Below are 14,488 nucleotides of genomic sequence, written 5' to 3' on the forward strand. Positions count from 1 at the left end.
ATTAGAAGAGCCTTGGGGTGACGAAGATGACGAGAGACGGATCTCTGGTTGCGGCAGTGCCTGCACCAGTGTTTTTGCCGAAAAACCTTTGGCTGACGCCAACCCTGCAAAGCATCGCCCTGATGCTCTTGCTGTGCGGCATGGCGTTGGGTGGCTGGTCGCTTTACCTTTGCCTGCCACTGGCGGTGCTGGTGATCTGGCTGCCTCGCCTGCGCTCGCGCGCCACGCCCGAAGCAGCGCCCGCCGACGGCGCCAGCGCCATCGCCGAGTTGACTCGCGATCTTTCCTACACCACCAGCCATAACGCTTTGTCGGCCGCAGGCGTGGCCTTTTCGGTCAAGCAACTGGCGGACAAACTGCAATCGCAACTCGACGCGGCGGCGCAAATCGTCAGCAACGCCGAAGTGATGATCGGGACCGAACAAGCCACGTCGAAACTCAGCCGCGAAGCCCTCAGTGCCGCCAGCGAAGCTCATCAGAGCAGCGCAGCAGGGCGCACGGAACTGATCGAGTCCATCAGCCGTATGCATCAGCTCAGTCAGCGCGCCAATAACAGCCGTGAACTGATCGAAGCCCTGAGCCTGCGCAGCGACGATATTCAACGGGTCACCCTGGTGATTCAGTCCATCGCCAGTCAGACCAACCTGCTGGCCTTGAACGCCGCGATTGAAGCGGCTCGGGCCGGGGAACATGGTCGCGGGTTCGCGGTGGTGGCGGATGAGGTTCGCGGCCTGGCGGCGCGCACGGCGACGGCGACTGGCGAAGTCGGGGAGATGGTCGCCGATATCCAGCAACGCACGGCGCAGGTGGTGGAGCAGATCCGCCAACTGTCCAGCGACCTCGACATCGGCGTCAAGCAGGTCGAGCACACCGGCCAGCACCTGGAAAACATCGCGCGTCTGGCTGCCGGCGTCGAGCATCAGGTCGGGGAAATCGCCAAGGGGGCGGACACCAACCGCGAACAACTCGACAGCCTGTTCCATGCCATTGAACAGATGCGCAGCGACCTGGCGATCAGCGACCAACAGACCCAGCGCCTGGCCCAGGCTGCGGTGCAAATGGAAGGCCAGGCCGAAACCATCAGCGAGCGTCTGGCCGAAGTCGGGCTGGATGACTACCACCAACGCATCTATGACCTTGCCCGCGAAGGCGCCAGCCAGATTGCCGCGCGTTTCGAAGCGGATATTGATCAGGGCCGTGTCAGCCTCGATGATCTGTTTGATCGCAATTACCAGGCGATCCCCAACACCAGCCCGGCCAAGTTTCAGACGCGTTTTGATCGTTACACCGATCAGGTCTTGCCCGCCATCCAGGAACCATTGCTGCCGCGCCATGAAGGCCTGGTGTTTGCCATCGCCTGCACCCAGCAGGGTTACGTGCCCACCCATAACAAAATCTTCAGCCAACCGCTGACCGGCGATGCGCAGGTCGATACGGTCCAAAACCGCACCAAGCGCAAATTTGCCGACCGCACCGGCATCCGCTGTGGCAGCCATCAACAGCCGGTGTTGTTGCAGACTTACACCCGCGACACAGGCGAACTGATGCACGACCTTTCGGTGCCGATCATGCTCAAGGGGCGGCATTGGGGTGGGTTGCGGTTGGGGTATAAACCGCAAAGTCCTCGCTAGATGCTCAACATGATAACCGGTGAGCAAGCCTGAAACTCAACTGTGGCGAGGGAGCTTGCTCCCGCTGGGCTGCGTAGCGGCCCCAAGATGGGCCTGCTGCGCAGTCCAACGGGAGCAAGCTCCCTCGCCACAGGTTTATCGCTGACGGAAGACAGGCAGGCTAGTGAATCTGATGCATGCGCAGGTTCAGGTCGTCGACCACCCGCGCCCAATCGGCGTCTTCACGCAATTGTTCTTTGAGGAAGCCGGCTTGTTGCGGCGTCCAGAACTCCGCATCGATGAGTTTCTTGTCGTCGGCCAAAGGTGAATGGCTGGCGATGAATTCATCGATGGCTTTCTGACTGGAGTCCAGACCGAGCTGGTCGAACAAACCTTTCAAGTCGTGTATAGGTGAATCCATCTTCATCTCCTTGCGGGTCGCGATCTGAGGTGCGGCTTCATGGCATCTGAGCGGGCCGCGCTTCAGGAGTTCGATTGCGATGTGGGGAAGCAGGAGAGAGCATAGACGGCAAATCCGACGATCAGGCTTTCAATGCACCTTCATCGACAGCAGTTTTCAGAGCCTGGGCAGCTTCTTTGGCGGCGATGGCAGCGACGTCCGAGGTCTTGAACCAGCGATCCTTCTCGACTTGGTGATACGTCACCGTGGTCAACGGTGGTTTGGCACGCATGACAATGACTGCCTGGAATTCGCCTTCGACCTCTCTGGCTTCGCCCCGGATAAAAAATTCACCGATATCAAATTCCGTCACGTAGCTGCCTTCCCTTGGAAATATATTGTTGTGTTGAATGCCGTCCGTCCTGGGGACGAATTTCATTGGTCGGGCAGTATGGCAGTAGTTGCCTGCCGGCGGCTGAGTTAAGTCGCCGGCATGACGAAACGTCTATAGGCATGAAGGCAGGCGAACGCGTCAGATGCGAGACTCAAGTGAGCGGGCAAGTGCGCAGGCTTCGTTATGGCAGCCACGGAAACCTCTTACACGACCCGTAGAAATTTCCTTGATATGGAAGAAGGCGTTACCGGCCAGCACCACCTGAAAGCGTGGCAGCAGCAGGCTTTCAGGCTGCAATTCATGCGGCTGGAACACCGCCGGGTGCAACGGGGCGTAATTGTTTGCGCGCGTTGTCTGGGGGGAAGCGAAGTGAGTCATGGTGCACATGTGAAGTCCTTTTCATTGTTTTACCGACGTGTGTACATCGTTTTGGGTAGTCTCGGTGAGCATCGCTGCTCTAGAATCACCCGCACTGGTTAGCGAACGGTGTTCATCTAAAGCAATTTTTTATTTGCGATATGTCGGAAAAGTGCTTTTTTTAAAGAGTTTTTTCCCTAAAGTTGGTAATCCGGTTTCCTCTGGCTGTGAGAAGGGCTTTTTCCTTCAACATCTGACGACTTTCACAGAGGACGGCGCGAGTGATATTCCAGTAATCTCACTGACCTCGCGAGGCATGAGCGCTCTGCTCGGCTCAGGATTTCAACCCGGGTCTTACGGCAACACTTCGGCATGGCCGCTTTTTTCTGCTGTGCGCTTTTTCTGCGTGCGGCATCATTTTCAGATGTGGGGATGTTTCCTTGGCAGTAAGTAATCTCGATATGCATGCTTTGTTCGTGCTGGGTGATTTGCGCGCAAAGCTGGTTAAACAGTTTCAGTCACGTTTCGTTTACATCACCGAACAGAACGCTGAAGGCATTTACATTGCCGAGATCGACACCGAAGAGGCGCTGGTGGTCGACGACAAGCCTGGGCTGAAGCTCAAGGTCGGCGATCATTTCAGCGCTTCGGTTCTGCCCAGTCGTGAAGGCGGTAAGCTCGACATCAAGTTCCGTGAAATCAAACTGACGGTTTACGGGCTGGGCGATTACGCCTTTGTCACCACCGCAGAGGGTCACGCGATTGTGTTCAAGGAAGGTCATAGCGTGGTGATGGTCTTCGCCGCGCACCAGCAGTTGCAGGAAGGCCTGACCAAAACCCTCAAAGCCGTGACCGCCAAAGCCGCCAAGTGGCGCAAAGGCGAACTGATCACGTTCAAGGCCAGCGAGTAATGACCCTGACCCGCGCCGACTTCCACGAACAGAACCAGGCCAGTGCACACCTCGAAGCCCGACGGCTGTTCGAGCACAAGGCTGTTCTGCAGGGAGGCTGGCTGACGTGGGTGGCGTCACAGATTTACACGCTGCGCCCGGCGGCTTACGCCAGCATGGTCAGAAGAGAGCTGGCACGCTTGCAGGAAACTTCCGAAAATTAAATCGCCCCTCTCGAAAGCAGGAACCTCTACTACAGTCAGTTGACTGAGTATTCAGAGGCTTGCGGTCTTCTGTCAGGCCATCCTGCTATTTGCTGTGAACAGCACGAGGTGCAAAAGCATGAAAGGATTTCGACGGTTGTTGGTTGGTGCACTGGCCGCCTTGGGTGTATTGAGTTCACCCATTCCGGTATCCGCTGCCCAGGCGCCGATCCATTTTGCCGACCTGAACTGGGAAAGTGGCAGCCTGATCACCGACATCCTGCGGATCATCGTCGAGAAGGGCTACGGCCTGCCGACCGACACCTTGCCCGGGACCACCATCACCCTGGAAACCGCCTTGGCCAACAATGACATTCAGGTCATTGGCGAGGAGTGGGCCGGTCGCAGCCCGGTCTGGGTCAAGGCTGAAGCCGAGGGCAAGGTCGTGAGCCTGGGCGACACGGTCAAGGGTGCCACTGAAGGCTGGTGGGTGCCGGAATATGTGATCAAGGGCGACCCGGCCAAGGGTATCAAGCCACTGGCGCCAGATCTGCGCAGTGTCAGCGACCTGCCCAAGTACAAGGATGTGTTCAGCGATCCGGAAAGCCCGGGCAAGGGACGCTTCCTCAACAGTCCGATTGGCTGGACATCGGAAGTGGTGAACAAGCAGAAACTCACGGCTTATGGCCTGAACGACAGCTATGTGAATTTCCGCAGCGGTTCCGGGGCGGCGCTGGATGCAGAGATCAGTTCGTCGATCCGTCGTGGCAAGCCTGTGCTGTTTTATTACTGGTCACCGACGCCGTTGCTTGGGCGCTTCAAGCTGATTCAGCTGGAGGAACCGCCCTTTGATGCCGAAGCCTGGAAAACCCTGACGGACGCTGATAACCCTAATCCGAAACCGACTCGCTCGCTGGCCTCGAAGCTGTCGATTGGCGTGTCCACAACTTTTCAAAAGCAGTACCCGCAGATTGCCGACTTCTTCAGCAAGGTCGATTTTCCGATCGACCCCTTGAACAAGGCACTGGCCCAAATGAGCGAAAAACACACCCCGCCACGGCAAGCGGCGGAGGCGTTCATGAAGGCGCACCCAGAGGTATGGCAGGCATGGGTGCCGAAGGATGTGGCGGATAAAGTCTCCGCCAGTCTCCAGTGACTATTGTGGCTAGGGAGCAAGCTCCCTCGCCACAAGACATGTGCAGGGTTAAAAACGCGTTTGCACCGCAAGCTCAAACGTTCGCGGTGTTCCGAGGTAATACGCCGGCGATACATGCGCAAACTCGGCATACACCTCGTTGGTCAGATTTCGCACTCGGCCGGTGACGGTGGTGTGGCGGTCGACCTCGTAACGGAGAAACGTGCCGTAGAGCGTGTACGACGGCACCGTCATGGTGTTGGCGCTGTCGGCAAACACTGAGGCCACATAGCGCGCATCGACACCCCCTTGCCACTGCGGTGCGAAGTCATAGGTCAGCCACACATTGCCGACCCGGTCCGGCACATTGGTCGGCGTGTTGCCCTTGCGTGATACCACCACGCCCGCCGCATTTTTCTCGGTGAACGCGTCGTACTGTGCGTCAACCCACGCGAAGTTGCCCTCGGCCAACAGCTTGTCGGTGATTTGCAACGAACTGGCCAATTCAATCCCCTTCGACGTCTGCTGACCCACTGGAATGCTGAGGGTCGGGTCCAGCGGATCGGTCACTGCGAAATCCTTGCGCTCAATCGTGTACGCCGCCACCGTTGCCGAACCGCGCCCGTCCAGATAATCGAACTTGCTGCCGACTTCCCATTGCTTGCCGGTGGACACGTCGAAATCCTGCGTGCCGTTAGGTTGTTCGGCAGCGGTGCTGTATTGCACGTAGACGTTGGCGGAGGGAATGAACTGGTAGGTCAGGCCGACCCTTCCCGTCACCGGCTCCCAGCTGCGTTTCAAATGGCGGGGATTGCTGGCGGTCACTTGCCGGTGATTGGTCACGTCCAGGTCGATATCGTCGTAACGCAGGCCGGTCAGCAACGCCAGTTTGTCGGTCAACGCCAGGCGGTTTTCGGCGAACAGGGCTTTGGTGGTGACCTCGTTGGTCTTGTCGCTGACAAATCCCGGTCGGGTGCCGGGAATGTCGTAGAAGTGCCCCGGCTGGAAGTTATTCGGGTCAACGGTGCTTGCGCCTTTGACGTTCAACGGCGAGTTGGTGGTCTGGTTGACCTTGTACTCGAAACCGCCAGACCAGGTGGTCTCCAGACCCAATAGCGTGTTGTCGTGGCGCAGTTCGAACTGGTTGCCGTTCTGTTCGCCCTGATGCCGGACCTGATACGCCGTGGAGCGATTCACCGCGCTGTTGTCGGCGTTGTACTGATAGGTTTCCAGGTTGCGGTAATCGCGCTGGCTGTCGAGGTGGTAAAGCGTGTTGCGCAGGGTGGTGCTGTCGGTGATCCGGTAGTCGATGATCGAGCGAGCCCAGATCGTGCGCTGCTCGTAACGCCCGTCTTCAACGTTGTAATTGTTGAAACGATTGTGTTTGTCGATTTTCAGCTCGCCCGCCTTGGGATTGAGCACGGGTGTGCCCCAGTAAGGACTGTCTTCGTGTTCGTCCTGGTATTCCAGCGCGAGGGTGTGGGACAGGTTGGGCGTCAGGTCGCTGAGCAGCGAAAACGCGACACTCCAGGCATCGCGCTCCTGGCGGTCGATGTAGCCATTGCCGGTGTTGTGGCTGACGTCGAGGCGCGCGTAGTGCTGCACATCATCCCCGGCCTCGCTGAGTGCGTGGTTAAGGCCGAACGCGGTCTCGGTCGTGTCATAAGTCCCGTAACTGACACGACCTTCGACCGCTTGCTCTTCGCGGGTCGCAAGTTTGGTCACGTAGTTCAATGAGCCACCCACGGAGCCGGCGCCATTGATCAGCGACGAGGGGCCACCCACCAGTTCGACCCGATCGTATATCCATGCATCCACTGGCCGGGCGAGGCCGCCAGAGACGTTGATGCCGTTGAACATCTGTGTGATCTGACCGCTGGTGAAACCGCGGTAGGAAACGAACCCGCCGAAACCCGGCGGTGCGCTGGCGTTGACACCCGGCAAGGTGTTGGCGGCGTCCTGGAAGTTTTGCGCGCCGTGGCGCTCGATGTCGTGGCGGTTGGCGATGGCGACTGATGCCGGGGTTTCCCGCACGCTCAAGCCCAGACGCGAGGCCATGCCGCTGGACTGATCGAGGCTCAGCCCTGGCTCGGTCGTCGCTTCGCCATCAATGGTAATCGGTGCGAGGTCGACGGTGGATTGCGCCCAAGCGTTAACAGACAGGCAGCCGCACAGGCTGGCCAGCAAAGGACTTACTAACAAAGCAGCATGTTTCATCGATGAATCCTGAATTCCTGGCTAAGAAACAGCGCACGAGCGAACGCCACGCGTTGGCGCAGTGGGCTGATCGGGAAAGGCGAAGAAATTCAGGCGACAGGCGGAGCGCGAGGATTGGCCGAGGGCCAGGTGAAACGGGCGGGGAGGTCAGCGTTGGCGATGACAGCCAGAGGCGGGCTGTGCTGCTCCGGGAGTATCGCCAGGGTCAGGCTGGAGTTGAGCGCCGGGCCCATGCCGCCGGTGGAACACAGCGGGCAACCAAAGGCTTTGGACAGGGTCGGCAGGTTGTCGTCCGAGGAGTTCGAGGAAACTGGCGCCTGGGTCGCCGGATCAACCGAACAGAACGGGCCGCCGATGCCGTTGAGCTGCATCCCGACCATTTGCCCGTGACCGATACTGCAGGCGAACACATTGAACAGGACGCAGCAATAAAGCATCCATGCCATCAATGTGCGATCAGTTCGGGCGAGTTTCATGGAGCGGCACTTTATCATCGTCGATGACGAATACCCTTACAAAATCGTTCAATGAAGTTCATCCTGCTGCGACATTTCACGCTGGATGTCTGAACATGAGCCTATTGATCGCGCAATGGATGGCTGCCATCTTCCTGTTGATCAGCCTGATCCACCTGTACTGGGCGGCAGGCGGCAAGTTAGGTAGCGAGGCAGCGGTCCCGCGAATATCGCCAGAGGGGGAGGGGAATCCAGGCCGGCCTTCAAGCCGTCGGGGTTTGCCACGTTGCTGGTCGCGGTGGGATTGCTGTTGATCGCGATGCTGGTATGCCTGCGGGTCGGCCTGTACTTGCCGACGGTGCATCACTGGTCGCTGCAATGGGTAATCAGCGCCATTGCGATGCTGATGTTTGCCCGGGCAATCGGCGATTCGAATCTGATCGGGTTTTTCAAGCAGGTCAAGGATTCGAAGTTTGCCCGACTCGACACCTGGGCTTATTCGCCGCTGTGTGTGGTGTTGGGGGCCGGGTTGTTGGCTGTTGCCTGGATCTGAAAAAGCTTCGCGGGCAAGCCTCGCTCCTACAGGTTTTGTGTCGATCACACGTTGGTGATTTCCCACGATCCTGTAGGAGCGAGGCTTGCCCGCGAAGAGGCCCTGACATCCAACACAAATCTTCCGAACTAACTCCCGCTTTCTGTGCGCCGACTACTCACCTCAGCCGGCACATCATCCCCCGCCATGCGCTTGCGAAACAGCGCCGCCCGCGCCAGCAGCAATGTGGTCACCGGCACCGTAATCGACAACAGGATCGGAATCAGCCAGGCATGCAGCACCGGCCCGGACTTCAGCGCCGAAAAATATATGATCGAGGCCAGCGCCACACACCACGCCCCCAGGGTCGAGGCCAGTGCCGGCGGGTGCATACGCTGGAAATAATCCTTCATCCGCACCAGGCCAATGGCGCCGATCAGCGCAAACAGACTGCCGAGCACCAGCAGGATCGCCACGGGTATTTCAACCCACAGAGACAGTTCCGCGTTCATTCGATCACCTCGCCACGCAGCAGGAATTTGGCCAGGGCAAACGAGCCGACGAAGCCGAACAGGGCGATCAGCAGCGCCGCCTCGAAGTAAGTGTCACTGGCATACCGAATGCCAAGCGCCAGCATCATCAGCATCGCGATGATGTACAGGTAGTCCAGTGCCAGAACCCGGTCCTGGGCCGACGGGCCTTTGAACAGGCGAATCAGGGTCAGGATCATCGCCAGCGAAAAGATGAACAGGCTCAGCAGGATCGCGTTCGACAGCAATTCGCTCATTCGAAGATCTCCATCAAGGGGCGCTCGTAGGTCGCCTTGAAGTGTTCGATAAACAGCGTTTCATCCTCCAGATCGAACACGTGCAGCAACAGAATGCTGCGGTCCAGCGCCAGTTCCGACCAGACCGTCCCGGGGACCACCGTGCAGATCATCGACAGTGCCGCGAGGCCGTTGGCATCGCGCAAGTCCAGCGGGACCTTGATGAAGCGCGGGCGCGGTGGACGGCGACCGGCATTGAGCACGCCCCAGGCCACGACGAGGTTGGACACCAGCACGTCACGACCGACCAGGAAGAACAAACGCAGGATCACCCCCGGTCGACGAATGCGGATCGGCAGCGGCCGCAGCTTGCGCATCATCAGCGGCGCGCAGAACCCCAGCACCGCGCCGAGCAACAAGTTGCCGGGGCTTATCGACAGGTTCAGCACCAGCCACAACAGCCACAATGCCAGGGACAACCACGGTGCCGGAAACAGACGCTTCATGGCTGCACCTCCAGCATCGCCGCCCTGGCTTCCGGGCTCGGCACCACACGCGTGCCCAGTACCGCCATCACGTATTGCTGCGGATTGTTCAAGGCATCAGCGGCCGCCTGGGTGTAGCGCATCAGCGGTTCGGCCTTGAAGGTCAGCGCAACACTCAGCCCCAGCAGGACGATGATCGGCACGCACTCGAAGCGTCGCAGCAACGGTGATGGCCGTTCTTCGGGTGTCCAGAAACGCTGGATGCCCAACCGCGAGAAGGCAATCAACGACGCCAGCCCGGACAGGATCAGCAACGCCAGCAAGCCCCACGCCGCGTTCGATATCGGCACATCGGTGCTATTGCCCAACCCCAACGGGTTGAGCAGGGCACTCAACAGGCTGAGTTTGCCGATAAACCCGGACAACGGCGGCATGCCGATAATCAGCAGCGAGCAGGCAATAAAGCTCAAGCCAAGGAAGGCCATGGTCCAGGGAATCACCTGGCCGACCACGGCTTTCTGTTCGTCATCGAGGTTGATGCCTTTGGGCGGTTGCAGGGATTCCATCGGCCGTGGAAGCAGGTCGCCGTCGTCGAACAGCGGCATTTCATTGGCCGAACGGGAGCGCTCGATCAGCTCGGCCAACAGGAACAACGCGCTCAACGCCAGGGTCGAGCTGACCAGATAGAACAGCGCCGCGCCGATCAGGTTCGGCTGGGCAAAGCCGATGGCCGACAGCAGAATCCCCGCCGACACCAGAATGCTCAGGCTGGCCATGCGTTCCAGTCGTTGCGCGGCGAGGATAGCCACGCCGGCGCAGACGATGGTCGCCATGCCGCCGTAAATCAGCCAGTCGCCACCAAAGTACGCCGACGCCCCGGCCTGGCCGGAGAACAACAAGGTCCACAAGCGCAGCAAGGTGTAGACGCCGACCTTGGTCATGATCGCGAACATCGCCGCCACCGGTGCGCTGGCGGCGGAATAGGCCGGCACCAGCCAGAAGTTCAGCGGCCACATCCCTGCCTTGGCCAGGAACGCCACCGCGAGAATCCCCGCGCCGGCGTGCAGCAGGCCGCGATCGGCTTCCGGCACCAGCGGGATTTTCAGCGCCAGGTCGGCCATGTTCAGCGTGCCGGTGACGCCATAAATCAGCGCCGCGCCAATCAGGAACAGCGACGACGCCAGCAGGTTGATCGAGATGTAATGCAAGCCCGAGGACACCCGCGCCCGGCCCGAACCGTGGAGCATCAGGCCGTAGGAGGCCGCCAGCAGCACTTCGAAAAACACGAACAGGTTGAACAGATCCGCCGTCAAGAACGCGCCGTAAAGGCCCATCATCTGAATCTGGAACAGTGCGTGGAAACTCGAACCGGCGCCGTCCCAACGGGCCATGGCGAACAGCAAGGCACTGACGCCGATGATCCCGGTCAGCACCAGCATCAACGCCGACAGGCGATCGACCACCAGCACGATTCCGAATGGCACTTGCCAGTTACCCGGCAGGTAGACGCCGATCGAACCGGGCACGCCAGTGGCTTGCGTCCACTGCAGCAACAGTACGGAAATCCCCAGGCCCAGCAGGCTGGAGAACAGGTTGATCTTGGCTTTCAACGGGCGGTGTTTCTCACCGAGCATCAGCATGAGGGCGGCGGTCAGTAGCGGCAGCAGAATCGGTGCCGCGATCAGGTGCGTCATCGCATTCATTCTTTAGGCTCCCGGCCATCGACGTGGTCGGTCCCGGTCAAGCCGCGCGAGGCCAGCAACACCACCAGAAACAGCGCGGTCATGGCGAAGCTGATCACGATCGCGGTCAGCACCAGCGCTTGCGGCAGCGGGTCGGTGTAGTGCAACAGGTCCTGGGGCACGCCGTCCTTGATGATCGGCTCCTTGCCGATGAACAAGCTGCCCATGCTGAAGATGAACAGGTTGACGCCGTAGGACAGCAGGCACAGGCCCATCACCACCTGAAACGTCCGTGGCCGCAGGATCAGCCAGACGCCGGACGCGGCGAGCACGCCGATGGCGATTGCGATGACTTCTTCCATCAGACGGCTCCTTTGGTGGCGACGGATCTGGGCAGGGCAGCGGTCTTGTGACCCCGGACCGATTGGTGAGCGATGGCGGTGAGGATCAACAGCGTCGACCCGACCACCACCGCGTACACGCCGATGTCGAAAAACAGCGCACTGGCGATGTGAATGTCGCCCAGCACCGGCAGTTCAAAATGCCAGGTGTGGGTGGTCAGGAACGGATACCCGACCGCCATCGCGCCGAGCCCGGTGATCGTGGCGAACAACAGGCCGGTGCCCATCCAGCGCAACGGTCGCAGGCTCATTTGTGCCTCGACCCACTGGGTGCCGGCGACCATGTATTGCAGGATGAAGGCGACCGACATCACCAGCCCGGCGACAAAACCGCCACCCGGTTGATTGTGCCCGCGCATGAACAGGTAGAAGGACACCACCACCGCAATCGGTAGCAGCAGGCGCACCAGCACCGCCGGGACCATCATGAAACCGAGCGCGGTGTCGCTGGCCTGGCGCGGGTTGACCAGATCGGTGACCACGTCGGGCGCCAGCAGGCGTTGCTGAGCCGGCAATTGCAGGCTTTCTTTCGGCGGTCGGAAGCGGCGCAGCAGGGCGAAGACGGTCAGGGCCACGGCGGCCAGCACAGTGATTTCACCGAGGGTATCGAAACCACGGAAGTCCACCAGCATCACGTTGACCACGTTGCTGCCGCCGCCTTCGGGCAGGGCGCGACTGAGGTAGAACGAGGAAATGTGGTTGGGCGTCTGGCGCGTCAGCATCGCATAGGCCAGCAACGCCATGCCGCCACCGACGACACTCGACAGCAGCAAGTCGCGGATCCGGCGGATGCGCGCCTTGCGCAGGGTGCTCGGCAGGGGCGACACCTCTTCGATCCGCCGTGGCAACCAGCGCAGACCGAGGAGGATCAGCACCGTAGTCACCACTTCCACGACCAGTTGCGTCAATGCCAGGTCCGGGGCCGAGAACCAGACAAAGGTGACACAGGTCATCAGGCCGCAGACGCTGACCATGGTCAGGGCGGCGAGCCGGTGATACTTGGCCTGCCACGCCGCGCCGAGGGCACAGGCAATCGCCAGCAGCCACAGGGTCACGAACACGATCGAGCCCGGAATCTTCGGCCGGTCACCCCAGCTCAGGCTGCTGTGCAGCATCGGAATCAACCCGGCGAACACCGCCGCGAGGACCACCAGGAACAATTGGGTTTGCAGGCGCTTGGTGCTGATTCGCCGCTCCAGCCGACGGGCCAGGCGCATCATGACCACCAGGCTGCGTTCGAACAGGCGCTTGCCGTTGAAACGCCCAATGATCGGCGGGTATTTGAAACGCCCGCGCTTGAGCTGATTGCGCAGCAGCAGGTAGAGCACGATGCCGCAGGACATGGCGATCAGGCTCATGATCATCGGCGCGTTCCAGCCGTGCCAGATCGCCAGGCTGTACTCCGGCAAGGTGCCGCCCACCACCGGCAGGGCCGCAGCGGACAGCAACGGGCCGACCACTTGCGCCGGGAAAATCCCCACGACCAGACAGGCGAACACCAGCAACTCCACCGGCGCGCGCATCCAGCGTGGCGGTTCGTGCGGGGTGTGGGGCAGGTCGGTGGCGGTCGGGCCGAAGAACACGTCAACGGTAAAGCGCAGCGAGTAGGCGACGCTGAAAGTACCGGCGATGGTCGCCACGATTGGCAAGGTCATCTCGACCCAGGCCGTGGCGTTGATGAACACTGTTTCGGCGAAGAACATCTCTTTGGACAGGAAGCCGTTGAGCAGCGGCACACCGGCCATCGAGGCACTGGCGACCATGGCCAGGGTGGCGGTGAACGGGATCAGCTTGATCAGGCCGCTGAGCTTGCGGATGTCACGGGTGCCGCTTTCATGGTCGATGATCCCGGCGGCCATGAACAGCGAGGCCTTGAATGTGGCGTGGTTGAGGATGTGAAACACGGCGGCCACGGCGGCCAGCGGACTGTTAAGTCCCAGCAACAAGGTGATCAGGCCGAGGTGGCTGATGGTCGAGTAGGCCAGCAAACCCTTGAGGTCGTTCTGGAACATCGCGCAGTACGCGCCAAGCAACAGGGTGCAAGCCCCTGCGCCGCTGACGATGTAGAACCATTCTTCACTGCCGGACAACGACGGCCAGAGCCGCGCGAGCAGAAACACCCCGGCCTTGACCATGGTCGCCGAGTGCAGATAAGCCGAAACCGGTGTCGGCGCCGCCATCGCGTGGGGCAGCCAGAAGTGGAAGGGGAATTGCGCACTTTTGCTAAGGGCGCCGATCAGGATCAGGGGCAGCAGGATAGGGTAGAGGTGATGCGCGCGAATCAGGTCGCCGGCGGCCAGGACCTTGTCCAGGTCATAGCTGCCGACCACATGGCCGAGCAGCATCACCCCCGCCAGCAAACACAAACCGCCCGCGCCGGTGACCATCAGTGCCATATAGGCGCCGCGTCGCGCATCGGCGCGGTGGTGCCAATAGCCGATCAACAGGAATGAAAAGAGGCTGGTCAGCTCCCAGAAAAACACGATCTGGATAAGGTTGCCGGAGATCACCAACCCGAGCATCGCACCCATGAACGCCAGGAAAAACGCAAAGAAACGCGGCACCGGATCGTCCGGCGACATGTAATAGCGGGCGTATAAAGAAACCAGCGTGCCGATGCCCAGCACCAGCATCGAGAACAGCCAGGCGAAGCCGTCCATGCGCAGGACGAAGTTCAGGCCCAGGCTGGGCAGCCAGAAAAATTCTTCACGAATGACGCCGCCATCGGCGATTTGCGGGTACAAGAGGGCAACCTGGACGGTGCCAATCAAAGCCACCAGGCCAGCCAGTAAAGATTCGGTATTACGCGCGTTGTGTGGCAGCAAAGCCGCCAGACAGCTGCCAATAAAAGGCAGAAGCAGTAGAACTATCAGGGACATAGGCTTCTAATCTGCGGAAGTTTGTGAAGCATCATACGTGCCAGCTCCCGGATCACCAAACGCCAAGCTGTCGCAGAATCCT

The 14,488-nt window shown here is 60.2% G+C and carries 16 protein-coding genes and 1 pseudogene; 6 read left to right on the forward strand and 11 right to left on the reverse strand.

From position 1 onward, the window contains the following. Positions 1-407: 407 nt before the first annotated feature. Complete coding sequence (locus HP062_RS02975; protein ID WP_370655171.1) at positions 408-1,631, forward strand: methyl-accepting chemotaxis protein; 1,224 nt, start codon at positions 408-410, stop codon at positions 1,629-1,631. 160 nt (positions 1,632-1,791) lie between these two features. Here HP062_RS02975 and HP062_RS02980 read toward each other — a convergent pair whose 3' ends face one another. From HP062_RS02980 to HP062_RS02990, 3 genes are all read right to left on the reverse strand, one after another. After that, positions 1,792-2,031: a DUF2789 domain-containing protein gene (locus HP062_RS02980; RefSeq protein ID WP_010459641.1), complete on the reverse strand. Its 240-nt coding sequence runs from the start codon at positions 2,029-2,031 to the stop codon at positions 1,792-1,794. 121 nt (positions 2,032-2,152) lie between these two features. After that, a complete protein-coding gene (locus HP062_RS02985) occupies positions 2,153-2,383 on the reverse strand; it encodes a hypothetical protein (protein WP_010459643.1) in 231 nt (76 codons plus the stop codon). Between the two features lie 159 nt (positions 2,384-2,542). Next, the gene (locus tag HP062_RS02990; protein ID WP_010459645.1) at positions 2,543-2,791 is read right to left on the reverse strand and encodes a hypothetical protein; all 249 of its coding nucleotides are present in this window, start codon (positions 2,789-2,791) and stop codon (positions 2,543-2,545) included. 55 nt (positions 2,792-2,846) lie between these two features. Between HP062_RS02990 and HP062_RS02995 the strand changes: the two genes are divergently transcribed. The 4 genes from HP062_RS02995 (at position 2,847) to HP062_RS03010 (ending at position 5,010) form a co-directional block, all read left to right on the forward strand. Then, on the forward strand, positions 2,847-3,215 hold the full coding sequence (locus tag HP062_RS02995) for a hypothetical protein (protein WP_146012942.1): 369 nt from the start codon (positions 2,847-2,849) through the stop codon (positions 3,213-3,215). Next, positions 3,202-3,672 carry a hypothetical protein gene (locus HP062_RS03000; protein ID WP_042932119.1) on the forward strand — a complete coding sequence of 157 codons (471 nt, stop codon included), beginning with the start codon at positions 3,202-3,204 and terminating at the stop codon, positions 3,670-3,672. Before HP062_RS02995 ends, HP062_RS03000 begins: the two co-directional genes overlap by 14 nt. Further along, positions 3,672-3,875 (forward strand): hypothetical protein, encoded by a 204-nt coding sequence (locus HP062_RS03005; protein WP_010459649.1) that lies wholly within the window; start codon positions 3,672-3,674, stop codon positions 3,873-3,875. The genes HP062_RS03000 and HP062_RS03005 overlap by 1 nt, the downstream gene beginning before the upstream one ends. A 118-nt stretch (positions 3,876-3,993) precedes the next feature. Further along, positions 3,994-5,010: an ABC transporter substrate-binding protein gene (locus HP062_RS03010; protein WP_172790796.1), complete on the forward strand. Its 1,017-nt coding sequence runs from the start codon at positions 3,994-3,996 to the stop codon at positions 5,008-5,010. Positions 5,011-5,058: 48 nt separating this feature from the next. On the opposite strand, the gene HP062_RS03015 is transcribed toward HP062_RS03010, so the two are convergent. Further along, entirely contained in the window at positions 5,059-7,206 is a 2,148-nt protein-coding gene (locus HP062_RS03015; RefSeq protein WP_172790797.1) for a TonB-dependent siderophore receptor, read from the reverse strand. A gap of 89 nt (positions 7,207-7,295) precedes the next feature. Then, entirely contained in the window at positions 7,296-7,682 is a 387-nt protein-coding gene (locus HP062_RS03020) for a DUF2946 domain-containing protein (protein WP_077749714.1), read from the reverse strand. A gap of 95 nt (positions 7,683-7,777) precedes the next feature. On the opposite strand from HP062_RS03020, the pseudogene HP062_RS03025 reads away from it, so the two are divergent. After that, positions 7,778-8,214: pseudogene (locus tag HP062_RS03025) on the forward strand (DUF3995 domain-containing protein). A gap of 128 nt (positions 8,215-8,342) precedes the next feature. Here the strand turns inward: HP062_RS03025 and HP062_RS03030 are convergent. The 6 genes from HP062_RS03030 to HP062_RS03055 are packed head-to-tail and all read right to left on the reverse strand — an operon-like array spanning position 8,343 to position 14,406. Next, complete coding sequence (locus HP062_RS03030) at positions 8,343-8,705, reverse strand: Na+/H+ antiporter subunit G (protein ID WP_010459660.1); 363 nt, start codon at positions 8,703-8,705, stop codon at positions 8,343-8,345. Continuing rightward, positions 8,702-8,980, reverse strand: a complete 279-nt coding sequence (locus HP062_RS03035) for a K+/H+ antiporter subunit F (RefSeq protein WP_007935991.1) — start codon at positions 8,978-8,980, stop codon at positions 8,702-8,704. Before HP062_RS03035 ends, HP062_RS03030 begins: the two co-directional genes overlap by 4 nt. Beyond that, the gene (locus HP062_RS03040; protein WP_145310302.1) at positions 8,977-9,465 is read right to left on the reverse strand and encodes a Na+/H+ antiporter subunit E; all 489 of its coding nucleotides are present in this window, start codon (positions 9,463-9,465) and stop codon (positions 8,977-8,979) included. The genes HP062_RS03035 and HP062_RS03040 overlap by 4 nt, the downstream gene beginning before the upstream one ends. Then, positions 9,462-11,147: a monovalent cation/H+ antiporter subunit D gene (locus HP062_RS03045; RefSeq protein ID WP_102595422.1), complete on the reverse strand. Its 1,686-nt coding sequence runs from the start codon at positions 11,145-11,147 to the stop codon at positions 9,462-9,464. The genes HP062_RS03040 and HP062_RS03045 overlap by 4 nt, the downstream gene beginning before the upstream one ends. Continuing rightward, positions 11,144-11,488, reverse strand: coding sequence for a Na+/H+ antiporter subunit C (locus tag HP062_RS03050; RefSeq protein ID WP_007986256.1), 345 nt, complete (start codon positions 11,486-11,488; stop codon positions 11,144-11,146). Before HP062_RS03050 ends, HP062_RS03045 begins: the two co-directional genes overlap by 4 nt. Next, positions 11,488-14,406: a monovalent cation/H+ antiporter subunit A gene (locus tag HP062_RS03055; protein ID WP_154504430.1), complete on the reverse strand. Its 2,919-nt coding sequence runs from the start codon at positions 14,404-14,406 to the stop codon at positions 11,488-11,490. The genes HP062_RS03050 and HP062_RS03055 overlap by 1 nt, the downstream gene beginning before the upstream one ends. Positions 14,407-14,488: the final 82 nt, after the last annotated feature.

It is taken from the genome of Pseudomonas sp. B14-6 (assembly GCF_013260315.1).
Lineage (GTDB): Bacteria > Pseudomonadota > Gammaproteobacteria > Pseudomonadales > Pseudomonadaceae > Aquipseudomonas > Aquipseudomonas mandelii.